Genomic DNA, 13396 nt, shown 5'->3' with positions numbered 1-13396 from the left:
ACGCTAAAATTTGGAGAAACGCATCTGTGTTTCGCGGAGCTAACGCTATCAGTCTCGATGCAAAAGGCCGTCTCGCCATGCCGAGCCGGTATCGTGACGAGCTCATTTCGCGAAGTTCAGGGCAGTTAATCATCACGATTGACGCCGTTGACCCTTGTTTGTGTGTTTACCCCCTCGATGAGTGGGAGTTGATTGAAACCAAGTTGCGCGCGCTGCCTTCATTGCGTGAAGAAAACCGCCGCCTCCAGCGTTTGCTGATCGGCAATGCCGTTGACCTTGAACTCGATGGCAGCGGTCGTTTCCTGGTGCCTCCGCGTCTGCGCGAGTACGCCAAGCTCGACAAGCGCGCAATGCTGGTGGGCCAGCTGAACAAGTTCCAATTGTGGGACGAAGATGCCTGGGATGCTGTGTCTGCAGCTGACCTGGCTGCTATTCAACAACCGGGCGCCATGCCTGATGAACTGCGTGATTTGATCCTGTGACTATTGATAGCGGCTTTAACCACATCACCGTACTGCTTGACGAAGCCGTTGAGGCTCTCGCCGTACGCGCGGATGGCTGCTATTTGGATGGCACCTTCGGCAGGGGCGGGCACAGCCGTTTGATACTCAGCCAGCTCGGGCCCGACGGTAAGCTCCTCGGGTTCGACAAGGACCCTCAAGCGATTGCCACCGGGCAAGCGCTAGCGGCCGAAGACGGCCGCTTTGTCGTTGTGCAGCGCAGCTTTGCCGAGCTGGGTGCCGAAGTCGCCGAGCGCGGCATGGCAGGCAAGGTGGCCGGGGTTTTGCTCGACCTGGGCGTGTCTTCGCCGCAGCTCGACGACCCTGAGCGCGGCTTCAGCTTCATGAACGACGGCCCCCTGGATATGCGCATGGACCCCGCCCGTGGGGTCAGCGCTGCCCAGTTCATCGCCACCGCACCGGTGGAAGAAATCGCCCGCGTATTCAAGGAATACGGCGAAGAACGCTTCGCCGGCCGGATGGCGCGTGCCGTGGTCGAGCGTCGGGAAATCCAGCCTTTCGAGCGTACCGCCGACCTGGCCGAAGTGTTGAAGGTCGCCAACCCGGCGTGGGAAAAGGGCAAGAACCCGGCAACTCGCGCGTTCCAGGGCCTGCGCATTCACGTCAACAACGAATTGGGCGATCTGGAAGCCGGCCTCGAAGCCGCTCTGGACGCTCTGGAAGTGGGCGGCCGCCTGGTGGTGATCAGTTTCCACTCCCTGGAAGACCGCATCGTCAAACTGTTCATGCGTCGTCTGGTCAAGGGCGAGTCCGACAACCTGCCGCGCAACCTGCCGGTACGTTTCGAAGCCTTTGTGCCGAAAATCAAAATCCATGGCAAAGCGCAGTTCGCTTCCGAAGCCGAACTCAAGGCCAACCCACGTTCCCGTAGCGCCGTCATGCGCGTCGCGGAGAAGCTGCGGTGAGCAAGCTTTTCGCCAAACCCCTGCCGGGCGGCAGCTTCTTTATGTTGCTGCTGTTTGTCGGCGTGCTGGTGTCCGCGATTGCGGTGTCCTACAGCGCCCACTGGAACCGTCAGTTGCTCAATACCCTGTATGGGGAGTTGAGCGTGCGTGACAAGGCGCAGGCGGAGTGGGGCCGGTTGATCCTCGAACAAAGTACCTGGACAGCCCACAGCCGTATCGAAGTGCTGGCCACCGAGCAGTTGAAGATGCACATCCCGGGCGCGGCCGAAGTTCGCATGGTGGCGCCATGATGAAGCTCGAAGGCGCACTCTACCCGTGGCGTTTCCGCCTGATGCTCGGCTTGCTGGCATTGATGGTGGGTGCCATCGTCTGGCGCATCTTCGACCTGCAGGTGGTCGACCGCGACTTCCTGATCGGCCAGGGTGACGCCCGCAGCCTGCGGCATATTCCAATTCCTGCGCACCGCGGCCTGATCACCGACCGTAATGGCGAGCCCCTGGCCGTCAGTACCCCGGTGACGACGCTGTGGGCCAACGCTAAAGAGCTGCAAGTTGCCAAGGACAAGTGGCCCGAGCTGGCCGCCGCCCTTGGCCAGGACCGCAAGGCCCTGACCGATCGCCTCGAAGCCCAGGCCAACAAGGAATTCATCTATCTGGTTCGCGGGCTCACACCCGAGCAGGGCCAGCAGGTGCTCGACCTTAAAATCCCCGGTGTCTACGGCATCGAGGAGTTTCGTCGTTTCTACCCGGCCGGTGAAACCACCGCGCACATGGTCGGCTTTACCGATATCGATGATCATGGTCGCGAAGGCGTTGAGCTGGCCTACGACGAATGGCTGGCCGGAGTTCCGGGCAAGCGGCAGGTCATCAAGGATCGGCGCGGCAGGCTGATCAAGGATGTCCAGGTCACCAAAAACGCCAAGGCCGGCAAGCCTCTGGCGTTGTCGATCGACCTGCGCCTGCAATACCTGGCCAACCGCGAACTGCGTAACGCGATCATCGAGAACGGCGCCAAGGCCGGTAGCCTGGTGATCATGGACGTGAAGACCGGCGAGATCCTCGCCATGGTCAACCAGCCGACCTACAACCCCAACAACCGTCGCAACCTGCAGCCGGCGATGATGCGTAACCGCGCAATGATCGACGTGTTCGAGCCCGGTTCGACCATGAAAGCCATCTCCATGAGCGCTGCCCTGGAAACCGGGCGCTGGAAACCTACCGACAAGGTCGAGGTTTACCCAGGCACCTTGCAACTTGGCAAATACACCATTCGTGACGTATCCCGCAGCGAAGGTCCGGTGCTGGATCTGACAGGCATCCTGATCAATTCCAGTAACGTGGGCATGAGTAAGGTCGCCTTCGACATTGGCGGCGAAACGATCTATCACCTGGCGCAAAAAATCGGTCTGGGGCAACCCACCGGCCTCGATTTCCCGGGTGAGCGCGTGGGCAACCTGCCGAACTACCGCGAGTGGAGAAAGGCCGAGACTGCCACGCTGTCCTACGGCTACGGTCTGTCGGTCACTGCGATCCAGCTGGCCCACGCGTTCTCGGTGTTGGCCAATAACGGCCGCATGGTGCCGCTGAGCCTGATCCATGTGGACGAACCGCCGAAAGCCAACCAGGTCATTCCGGAAAAAGTCGCCAAGACCATCCAGGGCATGCTGCAACAAGTGATCGAAGCTCCACGCGGCGTGTTCCGTGCCCAGGTGCCGGCATATCACGTGGCAGGCAAGTCGGGTACTGCGCGCAAGACATCGGTAGGCACCAAGGGCTACGCCGAAAACTCCTATCGCTCGCTGTTCGCTGGCTTCGGCCCGATGAGCGACCCGCGCTACGCCATCGTCGTGGTGATCGACGAACCGAGTAAAGCCGGCTACTTCGGTGGCCTGGTCTCGGCGCCGGTGTTCAGCAAAGTGATGTCCGGCACCCTGCGCCTGATGAACATCACGCCGGACAACCTGCCGCCGACCCAACAAGCCAACGCCGGACCACCGACCGCCGCTGTCAAAGCCAATGGAGGGCGCGGCTGATGTCTCTGAGCCTCAACAAGATTTTTGCCCATGCCGGCCGCGATCTGCTGATTCGCGAATTGAGCCTGGACAGCCGCAACGTACGCGCCGGTGACCTGTTCCTGGCGGTGCCTGGCGGCAAGTTCGATGGTCGTGCGCATATCGCAGACGCCCTGCAGCGCGGCGCGGCGGCTGTGGCCTATGAAGTGGAAGGCGCCACTGTGCTGCCGATCACCGACGTGCCGTTGATTCCAGTCAAGGGCCTGGCTGCGCAGCTCTCTGACATCGCCGGGCGTTTTTACGGCGACCCGAGCCGCCAGCTCAACCTGATCGGCGTGACCGGCACCAATGGCAAGACCAGCGTGACCCAGTTGGTCGCCCAGGCTCTTGACCTGTTGGGCCAGCACTGCGGCATCGTCGGCACCCTGGGCACTGGCTTTTATGGTGCGCTGCAAAGCGGCCTGCACACCACGCCGAACCCGATTGCCGTGCAAGCGACCCTGGCCGACCTGAAAAAGGCCGGCGCCAAGGCGGTTGCCATGGAAGTTTCCTCACATGGTCTGGATCAGGGGCGAGTGGCTGCCCTGGCCTTTGACGTTGCGGTGATGACCAACCTGTCCCGTGATCACCTCGACTACCACGGCACCATGGAGGCGTACGCCGCCGCCAAGGCCAAGCTGTTTGCCTGGAATGACCTGAAGTGCCGGGTGATCAACCTGGACGACGCATTTGGCCGTCAACTGGCTGGCGAAGAAAGCGAAGCACGCCTGATCAGTTATAGCCTGAAAGATTCCAGTGCCTACCTGTATTGCCGCGAAGCCCAGTTCAATGACGAGGGCGTACGCGCCACGTTGGTCACGCCCCAGGGCGAACACCACTTGCGCAGTACCTTGCTCGGCCGCTTCAACCTGAGCAACGTACTCGCTGCCATCGGCGCGCTGCTGGGTCTGGATTACGCCCTGGATGAAATCCTGCGCGTACTGCCCAAGCTTGAGGGCCCGGCTGGCCGTATGCAGCGCCTGGGTGGCGGCAAACAGCCGCTGGTGGTGGTCGATTACGCCCATACCCCGGATGCCCTGGAAAAAGTTCTCGAAGCCCTGCGCCCACATGCCAAGGGCAAATTGCTCTGCCTGTTCGGCTGCGGCGGTGATCGCGATCGCGGCAAGCGTCCGTTGATGGCTGAGATTGTCGAGCGTTTGGCCGACGGCGTACTCGTCACCGACGACAACCCGCGCAGTGAAGACCCAAGCCAGATTTTCGATGACATCCGTGTCGGCTTCAAAGATGCCTCCAAGGCCACCTTCGTTGCTGGTCGTGGTGCCGCCATTGCCCAACTGATTGCCAGCGCCAGCGCTGACGATGTGGTGGTGCTGGCGGGCAAGGGGCACGAGGACTACCAGGAAATCAACGGCGAGCGCCATGCCTTCTCCGATCTGGTCGAGGCTGATCACGCCTTGACTGCCTGGGAGGTCGCCCATGCTTAAAGTCATGCAGTTCAGCCAACTTACCCAGGCCCTGTCGGCCCGCGTAGTGTCGAGCGATTGCACCTTCAACGGCGTGAGTATCGACAGCCGCAACATTCAGCCTGGGCAGTTGTTTGTCGCCTTGGCAGGCCCGCGCTTCGATGGTCACGACTACCTGAACGAAGTCGCCGCCAAAGGTGCCGTCGGTGCCTTGGTACAGCGTGAAGTGCCCGACTCCACCTTGCCGCAATTGCTGGTGCCCGATACTCGCTTGGCCTTGGGTCAATTGGGTGCGCTCAACCGCGCTGCTTTTGATAAGCCGGTGGCGGCCATTACCGGCTCCAGCGGCAAGACCACGGTCAAGGAACTGCTTGCCGGTGTCCTGCGTACGCGCGGGCCGGTGCTTGCGACCCGTGGCAACCTCAACAATGATTTCGGCGCACCGCTGACCCTGCTCGAACTGGCCCCGGAGCACACGGCAGCCGTGATCGAGCTGGGGGCTTCGCGTATCGGCGAAATCGCCTACACCGTGGCGCTGACCAAGCCTCACGTGGCGATCATCAACAATGCCGGTACCGCCCATGTCGGCGAGTTCGGCGGCCCGGAAAAAATCGTCGAAGCCAAGGGTGAAATTCTTGAAGGGCTCGACGCCTCGGGCACCGCTGTGCTGAACCAGGACGACAAGGCTTTCGCGACCTGGCGTGTACGCGCCGCCGGTCGCAAGGTGCTGACGTTTGCGGTGCTCAATGCCGCGGCCGACTTCCATGCTTCAAATATCACCGTCGACGCCCGCGGTTGCCCGTCCTTCACCTTGCATACCCCGCAAGGCAGCGAACACGTGCAGCTGAACCTGCTGGGCAACCATAACGTTGCCAACGCCCTGGCCGCCGCCGCCGCCGCCCATGCCCTGGGCGTGTCGCTGTTCGGTATCGCTACGGGCCTGGGCGCGGTGCAGCCGGTCAAGGGCCGCACTGTGGCGCAATTGGCTGCCAACGGGATGCGCGTGATTGATGACACCTACAACGCCAACCAGTCCTCGGTCTGCGCCGCCATAGATCTGCTCAAGGGTTTCGATGGCCGCAAAGTACTGGTGCTGGGCGATATCGCCGAGCTGGGCGACTGGGCCGAGCAGTCCCATCGCGAAGTGGGTGCCTACGCCAGCGGCAAGGTCGACGCGCTCTACGCGGTCGGCCCGAACATGACTCACGCCGTGAGCGCCTTCGGTCCCGGTGCGCGGCATTTTGCGACGCAAGCTGAATTGATCCAGGCGCTGACGGCGACTGAACACGACAAACACACAACCATTTTGATCAAGGGATCGCGCAGCGCGGTGATGGAAAACGTCGTCGCAGCCTTGTGTGGCTCAAGTACGGAGAAACATTAATGCTGCTGCTGCTGGCTGAGTATCTGCAACAGTTCCACAAAGGCTTCGCGGTCTTTCAGTACCTGACCCTGCGCGGGATCCTGGGTGTGCTGACCGCGCTGTCTTTGTCACTGTTTCTGGGGCCGTGGATGATCCGCACCCTGCAGAACCTGCAAATTGGTCAATCGGTTCGCAATGACGGCCCGCAGTCGCACCTGTCCAAGTCCGGCACGCCGACCATGGGCGGTGCGCTGATCCTGTCGTCCATCGGCGTCAGCACCTTGCTCTGGGCCGACCTGCATAACCGCTACGTGTGGGTGGTGCTGCTGGTGACCCTGCTGTTCGGTGCCATCGGCTGGGTGGATGACTACCGCAAAGTGATCGAGAAAAACTCCAAGGGGCTGCCAAGCCGCTGGAAGTATTTCTGGCAGTCGGTGTTCGGCCTCGCTGCGGCAGTCTTCCTGTACACCACTGCGCCAAGCGCCGTGGAAACCACCTTGATCATCCCGATGCTCAAGGATGTAAGCATTCCACTGGGTGTCGGCTTCGTGGTGCTGACCTATTTCGTGATCGTCGGCTCCAGCAACGCGGTGAACCTGACCGACGGCCTTGATGGCCTGGCGATCATGCCGACGGTGATGGTTGGCGGTGCACTCGGCATCTTCTGCTACCTGTCGGGCAACGTGAAATTCGCAGAATACCTGCTGATCCCTTACGTACCGGGCGCCGGTGAGCTGATCGTGTTCTGCGGCGCGCTGATCGGTGCCGGCCTGGGGTTCCTGTGGTTCAACACCTACCCGGCACAAGTCTTCATGGGCGACGTCGGCGCGCTGGCGCTGGGCGCTGCCCTGGGCACCATAGCGGTGATCGTTCGCCAGGAAATCGTGCTGTTCATCATGGGCGGTGTATTCGTGATGGAAACCCTGTCGGTGGTCATCCAGGTGGCTTCCTTCAAATTGACCGGGCGTCGTGTGTTCCGCATGGCGCCGATCCACCACCACTTTGAACTCAAGGGCTGGCCCGAGCCACGTGTGATTGTCCGTTTCTGGATCATCACCGTGATTCTGGTACTGGTCGGCCTTGCCACCCTGAAACTGAGGTAGAAACGAGTGTCCCTGATCGCTTCAGACCACTTCCGCATCGTTGTCGGCCTCGGCAAGAGCGGCATGTCCCTGGTTCGCTTCCTGGCGAACCGGGGCACGTCGTTTGCCGTGGCCGACACGCGGGAAAATCCACCGGAGCTGGTCACGCTGCGCCGTGACTACCCGCACGTGGAAGTGCGTTGTGGCGAGTTGGATGTCGAGTTTCTGTGCCGTGCCGATGAGCTCTACGTGAGCCCCGGCCTGGCCCTGGCTACACCCGCCCTGCAAGCTGCTGCAGCGCGTGGCGTCAAGCTGTCCGGTGATATCGATCTGTTTGCGCGTAACGCCAAGGCGCCGATCGTGGCCATCAGCGGTTCCAATGCGAAGAGCACCGTGACCACCCTGGTCGGCGAAATGGCGGCTGCGGCCGGCAAGCGCGTGGCTGTGGGCGGCAATCTCGGTGTGCCGGCGTTGGACCTGCTCAGCGACGACGTCGAGTTGTACGTGATGGAGTTGTCGAGCTTCCAGCTGGAAACCACCCACGATCTCGGCGCTGAAGTGGCCACCGTGCTGAACGTCAGCGAAGACCATATGGACCGCTACAGCGGCCTGCCGGCTTATCACCTGGCCAAGCACCGGATCTTCCGTGGCGCCAGGCAATTTGTAGTCAATCGCCAGGATGCCCTGAGCCGTCCGCTGATGGGCGAGGGCATGCCTTGCTGGACTTTCGGCCTGGGCAAACCCGATTTCAAAGGCTTCGGCATTCGCGAAGAGAACGGCGAGAAGTACCTGGCTTTCGAATTCCAGAACCTGATGCCGGTACGCGAGCTTAAGATCCGTGGCGCACATAACCAGTCCAATGCCCTGGCTGCACTGGCGCTCGGTCATGCGGTTGGCCTGCCATTCGACGCGATGCTCGCCAGCCTGCGTACGTTCGCTGGCCTTGAGCATCGCTGCCAGTGGGTACGCGACCTCAATGGCGTGAGCTACTACAACGACTCCAAGGCCACCAACGTCGGTGCCGCCCTGGCTGCCATCGAGGGCCTGGGTGCCGATATCGACGGCAAGCTGGTGCTGATCGCGGGTGGTGATGGCAAGGGCGCCGACTTCAAGGACCTTGCAAATCCGGTTGCCGCCCATTGCCGCGCCGTGGTGCTGATGGGTCGCGATTCGGACCTGATCGCCGCCGCCCTCGGCGACGCGGTGCCGCAAGTACGCGCGACTTCGCTGGATGACGCCATTGCCCACTGCAAAGCCCTGGCCCAGCCGGGTGACGCGGTGCTGCTGTCGCCGGCCTGCGCCAGTTTCGACATGTTCAAGAATTACGAAGAGCGCGGTCAGCTGTTCGCCCGCGCCGTGGAGGCCTTGGCATGAGCCTCAACCTGAAAAACATCATCAAGCCGTACCCGTCGCCGATCATTACCGGGCGCGGCATCGACCTCGATTTCCCGATGCTCGCCGGGTGCCTCGCGCTGCTCGGCCTGGGCCTGGTGATGATCACTTCGGCATCCTCCGAAGTGGCTGCCGTGCAGTCGGGCAATACCCTTTACATGATGATCCGTCACCTGGTGTATCTGGTGATCGGCCTCGGCGCGTGCATCGTCACCATGATGATTCCTATCGCCACCTGGCAGCGTCTGGGCTGGCTGATGCTGATCGGCGCGTTCGGCTTGCTGGTAATGGTGATCGTGCCCGGCATCGGCCGCGAGGTGAACGGTTCGATGCGCTGGATCGGCTTCGGCGCGTTCAATGTGCAGCCCTCGGAGATCGCCAAAGTGTTCGTGGTGATCTACCTGGCCGGTTACCTGGTACGCCGTCAGAAAGAAGTGCGCGAAAGCTGGATGGGCTTCTTCAAACCCTTCATCGTGCTGCTGCCCATGGCCGGCCTGTTGCTGATGGAACCCGACTTCGGTGCCACCGTGGTCATGATGGGTGCTGCGGCGGCCATGCTGTTCCTTGGCGGCGTCGGCCTGTTCCGCTTCACCTTGATGGTGGTGCTGGCAGTCGCGGCGGTGACCATTCTGGTGCAGGCGCAGCCTTACCGGATGGCGCGTCTGATTACCTTTACCGACCCCTGGTCCGATCAGTTCGGTTCCGGCTACCAGTTGACCCAGGCGCTGATTGCCTTCGGTCGCGGCGAGTGGCTGGGCGTGGGCCTGGGCAACAGCGTGCAGAAGCAGTTCTACCTGCCCGAAGCCCACACCGACTTCGTGTTCTCGGTACTCGCCGAAGAGCTGGGTGTCGTGGGTTCGCTGTGCACTGTCGGCCTGTTCGTATTCGTCTGTGTACGCGCCATGTACATCGGTCTGTGGGCCGAGAAGGCCAAGCAGTTCTTTGCCGCCTACGTTGCCTACGGGCTGGCGTTCCTGTGGATTGGCCAATTCCTGATCAACATCGGCGTGAACGTCGGCCTGTTGCCGACCAAGGGCCTGACCTTGCCGTTCCTCAGCTACGGTGGCAGTTCGTTGGTGATCTGCTGCGCCTGTCTTGGCTTGTTGCTGCGTATCGAGTGGGAGAGTCGAACCCACTTGGGCAGCGAAGAGATGGAGTTCAGCGAAAGCGACTTCGCCGAGGAGCCGACCCATGGGCGCTAACGTGTTGATCATGGCCGGCGGCACCGGGGGGCATGTGTTCCCGGCCCTGGCTTGCGCCCGTGAATTCCAGAGCCGCGGCTATACCGTGCACTGGTTGGGTACGCCCCGTGGCATTGAAAACGAGTTGGTGCCCAATGCCGGTTTGCCCCTGCATTTGATCAACGTCACCGGCCTGCGTGGCAAGAGCAAGTTGTCCCTGCTCAAGGCGCCGTTCGTGTTGCTCAAGGCGGTCATGCAGGCACGCAGGATCATCCGCGAACTGAAGCCGGTGTGCGTGCTCGGTTTCGGTGGTTATGTGACCGGCCCTGGTGGCGTTGCGGCGAAGCTCGCTGGCGTACCGGTGATCGTGCACGAACAGAACGCCGTCGCCGGGACTGCCAACCGTCTGCTGGTGCCGTTGGCATCGCGGGTGTGTGAAGCCTTCCCGAAAACCTTCGCTGCCTCGGACAAGCTTCGCACCACCGGCAATCCGGTGCGTACCGAACTGTTCATGGCCATTGCGCGTGACGCTCTGGCCGGCCGCAAGGCACACCTGCTGATCCTGGGCGGAAGCCTGGGCGCCGAGCCACTGAACAAATTGCTGCCTGAGGCCGTTGCGCAACTCCCTGAGGATGTGCGCCCGGAGATCTTCCACCAGGCCGGCAAGCACCATGATGAAGTCACCGCCGCGCGTTATCGCGAGGCCGGTGTGGAGGCGAATGTACAGCCCTTCATCAAAGACATGGCCCAAGCCTATGGCTGGGCCGACCTGGTGGTCTGCCGCGCAGGTGCGCTGACCGTCAGTGAACTGGCCGCTGCCGGTCTGCCGTCGTTGCTGGTGCCTTTGCCCCATGCGATCGACGATCACCAGACCCGCAACGCCGAATATTTGGCCGGGGAGGGCGCTGCCTTCCTGCTGCCGCAAAGAACGACCGGCGCCGCCGATTTGGCCGCACGCCTGACCGAGGTTTTGATGCAACCGGAACGACTCAACAGCATGGCGAGCACCGCAAGCCGCCTGGCCAAACCTGACGCAACCCGCACCGTGGTCGATATCTGCCTGGAGGTGGCCCATGGTTGAGAATCAGAAAGCCATGCCGCAACCCGAGATGCGCCGCATCCGTCGCATTCACTTCGTCGGTATCGGCGGTGTGGGCATGTGCGGCATCGCCGAAGTACTGCTGAACCTGGGCTACCAGGTGTCCGGCTCGGACTTGAAAGAGTCGCCGGTCACCGAGCGTCTGAAGTCCTTCGGTGCGCAGATCTTTATCGGCCACCGTGCCGAGAACGCCGCCGAGGCCGACGTGCTGGTGGTGTCCAGTGCCGTGAATACGTCCAACCCGGAAGTGGCCACCGCCCTTGAACGCCGTATCCCGGTGGTGCCGCGTGCCGAGATGCTCGCCGAACTGATGCGCTATCGCCACGGCATCGCCGTCGCCGGTACCCATGGCAAGACCACCACCACCAGCCTGATCGCTTCGGTGTTCGCCGCCGGTGGCCTGGACCCGACGTTCGTCATCGGTGGCCGCCTGAATGCAGCCGGCACCAATGCCCAGCTCGGCACCAGCCGCTATCTGATCGCCGAAGCCGATGAAAGCGATGCGAGCTTCCTGCACCTGCAACCGCTGGTCGCCGTCGTCACCAACATCGACGAAGACCACATGGCGACCTACGACGGTGACTTCAATAAACTGAAGAAAACCTTCGTCGACTTCCTGCACAACCTGCCGTTCTACGGTCTGGCGGTGGTGTGCCTGGACGATCCGGTGGTGCGTGAAATCCTGCCGCAGGTCAAGCGTCCGACCGTGACCTACGGCTTCAGCGAAGACGCCGATGTGCGCGCAATCAATGTACGCCAGGAAGGCATGCAAACCTTCTTCACCGTGCTGCGTCCCGACCGCGAACCGCTGGATGTCTCGGTGAACATGCCGGGCAACCACAACGTGCTGAACTCCCTGGCGACCATCTGCATCGCCACCGATGAGGGCGTCAGCGATGAAGCCATCGTCGAAGGGCTGTCGCGCTTTGCCGGTGTCGGCCGTCGCTTCCAGGTCTACGGCCAGTTGCCGGTTGAAGGCGGTGACGTGATGCTGGTGGACGACTACGGTCACCACCCGACCGAAGTTGCCGCTGTGATCAAGGCCGTGCGCGGCGGCTGGCCGGAGCGCCGCCTGGTGATGGTTTACCAGCCGCACCGCTACAGCCGTACCCGCGACCTGTACGACGATTTCGTCAATGTACTGGCCGATGCCAACGTGCTGCTGCTGATGGAGGTTTACCCGGCCGGTGAAGAACCGATCCCGGGCGCTGACAGCCGCAAGCTGTGCAACAGCATCCGCCAGCGTGGCCAACTGGACCCGATCTACATCGAGCGTGGCGTCGACCTGGCCCCTATCGTCAAGCCGTTGCTGCGCGCCGGCGACATCCTGCTGTGCCAGGGGGCCGGTGATATCGGTGGCCTTGCGCCCAAGTTGCTGGCGAGCCCGCTGTTTGCAGCCGTGGCAAAGGGGGCGTCGAAATGATCACTGACTACGGCTCCCTGTTTTCCACTGTCGCGCCTGCCGATTTCGGTCGCGTCGCTGTGCTGTTCGGCGGCAAGAGCGCTGAGCGCGAAGTGTCGCTCAAGTCCGGCAATGCCGTGCTCCAGGCGCTGCAAAGTGCCGGTGTGAACGCCTTTGGCATCGACGTCGGCGATGACTTCCTCGCCCGTCTGCAAGCCGAGAAGATCGACCGCGCCTTCATCATCCTCCATGGTCGTGGCGGTGAAGACGGCAGCATGCAAGGCCTGCTCGAATGTGCCGGCATCCCCTACACCGGTAGCGGTATCCTCGCTTCCGCGCTGGCGATGGACAAATTGCGCACCAAGCAGGTGTGGCACAGCCTGGGTATTCCGACCCCGCGTCACGCCGTGCTGTGCAGCGAAGACGATTGTATTTCTGCGGCCAAGGAACTGGGCCTGCCTTTGATCGTCAAACCAGCCCATGAAGGCTCCAGTATCGGCATGGCTAAAGTGAACTCGGCCGCCGAATTGATCGACGCATGGAAAGCGGCAAGTACCTACGATTCGCAAGTGTTGGTGGAACAGTGGATTTCCGGTCCCGAGTACACCATCGCCACCCTGCGTGGCCAGGTATTGCCGCCCATCGCTTTGGGCACGCCCCACACCTTTTATGACTACGACGCCAAGTACCTGGCTTCCGATACCCAGTACCGGATCCCATGTGGCCTCGAAGCAACCAAGGAACAGCAATTGATGGACCTCACGGCGAAAGCCTGTGAGGCGTTGGGTATCGCCGGTTGGGCGCGGGCAGACGTGATGCAGGATGACCAAGGGAATTTCTGGTTCCTTGAAGTCAACACCGCACCGGGGATGACCGACCACAGCCTGGTGCCGATGGCCGCTCGCGCAGCTGGCCTGGATTTTCAGCAGTTGGTGCTGGCGATCCTGGCGGCAAGTATCGAGTCACGAGGCTAAGAC

12 protein-coding genes are annotated in these 13396 nt (G+C 62.0%); all 12 read left to right on the top strand.

Annotated features, from left to right (window positions below):
- Nucleotides 1-26 precede the first annotated feature (26 nt).
- Genes mraZ through E4P01_RS09280 form a run of 12 tightly spaced genes read left to right on the top strand, consistent with a single transcriptional unit; the run spans nt 27 to nt 13393 of the window.
- Nucleotides 27-482, top strand: coding sequence for a division/cell wall cluster transcriptional repressor MraZ (mraZ, locus tag E4P01_RS09335; protein WP_003171868.1), 456 nt, complete (start codon nt 27-29; stop codon nt 480-482).
- 2 nt (nt 483-484) lie between these two features.
- Nucleotides 485-1426: a 16S rRNA (cytosine(1402)-N(4))-methyltransferase RsmH gene (gene rsmH / locus E4P01_RS09330; protein ID WP_216092223.1), complete on the top strand. Its 942-nt coding sequence runs from the start codon at nt 485-487 to the stop codon at nt 1424-1426.
- Entirely contained in the window at nt 1423-1716 is a 294-nt protein-coding gene (ftsL, locus tag E4P01_RS09325) for a cell division protein FtsL (protein ID WP_003188663.1), read from the top strand. Before rsmH ends, ftsL begins: the two co-directional genes overlap by 4 nt.
- A complete protein-coding gene (locus E4P01_RS09320; protein ID WP_216092224.1) occupies nt 1716-3458 on the top strand; it encodes a penicillin-binding protein 2 in 1743 nt (580 codons plus the stop codon). The genes ftsL and E4P01_RS09320 overlap by 1 nt, the downstream gene beginning before the upstream one ends.
- A complete protein-coding gene (locus tag E4P01_RS09315) occupies nt 3458-4921 on the top strand; it encodes a UDP-N-acetylmuramoyl-L-alanyl-D-glutamate--2,6-diaminopimelate ligase (RefSeq protein ID WP_005784935.1) in 1464 nt (487 codons plus the stop codon). Before E4P01_RS09320 ends, E4P01_RS09315 begins: the two co-directional genes overlap by 1 nt.
- Nucleotides 4914-6284: a UDP-N-acetylmuramoyl-tripeptide--D-alanyl-D-alanine ligase gene (murF, locus tag E4P01_RS09310; RefSeq protein WP_078820310.1), complete on the top strand. Its 1371-nt coding sequence runs from the start codon at nt 4914-4916 to the stop codon at nt 6282-6284. Before E4P01_RS09315 ends, murF begins: the two co-directional genes overlap by 8 nt.
- Nucleotides 6284-7366 carry a phospho-N-acetylmuramoyl-pentapeptide-transferase gene (mraY, locus tag E4P01_RS09305; protein ID WP_005784939.1) on the top strand — a complete coding sequence of 361 codons (1083 nt, stop codon included), beginning with the start codon at nt 6284-6286 and terminating at the stop codon, nt 7364-7366. The genes murF and mraY overlap by 1 nt, the downstream gene beginning before the upstream one ends.
- A gap of 6 nt (nt 7367-7372) precedes the next feature.
- Nucleotides 7373-8719, top strand: coding sequence for a UDP-N-acetylmuramoyl-L-alanine--D-glutamate ligase (murD, locus tag E4P01_RS09300; RefSeq protein ID WP_005784940.1), 1347 nt, complete (start codon nt 7373-7375; stop codon nt 8717-8719).
- An 8-nt stretch (nt 8720-8727) separates the two neighbouring features.
- A complete protein-coding gene (ftsW, locus tag E4P01_RS09295; RefSeq protein ID WP_164365925.1) occupies nt 8728-9939 on the top strand; it encodes a putative lipid II flippase FtsW in 1212 nt (403 codons plus the stop codon).
- Nucleotides 9929-10999 carry an undecaprenyldiphospho-muramoylpentapeptide beta-N-acetylglucosaminyltransferase gene (gene murG, locus E4P01_RS09290; protein ID WP_216090757.1) on the top strand — a complete coding sequence of 357 codons (1071 nt, stop codon included), beginning with the start codon at nt 9929-9931 and terminating at the stop codon, nt 10997-10999. Before ftsW ends, murG begins: the two co-directional genes overlap by 11 nt.
- Nucleotides 10992-12440, top strand: a complete 1449-nt coding sequence (murC, locus tag E4P01_RS09285; protein ID WP_005784945.1) for a UDP-N-acetylmuramate--L-alanine ligase — start codon at nt 10992-10994, stop codon at nt 12438-12440. Before murG ends, murC begins: the two co-directional genes overlap by 8 nt.
- Entirely contained in the window at nt 12437-13393 is a 957-nt protein-coding gene (locus E4P01_RS09280) for a D-alanine--D-alanine ligase (protein ID WP_032877721.1), read from the top strand. The genes murC and E4P01_RS09280 overlap by 4 nt, the downstream gene beginning before the upstream one ends.
- The last annotated feature ends 3 nt before the right edge of the window (nt 13394-13396 follow it).

This window comes from Pseudomonas sp. NCIMB 10586 (assembly GCF_023127895.1).
GTDB classification, from domain to species: Bacteria; Pseudomonadota; Gammaproteobacteria; order Pseudomonadales; family Pseudomonadaceae; genus Aquipseudomonas; species Aquipseudomonas synxantha_A.
The sequence above is the reverse complement of the archived record's forward strand: the minus strand, read 5'-3'. Positions and strand labels throughout refer to the sequence as shown.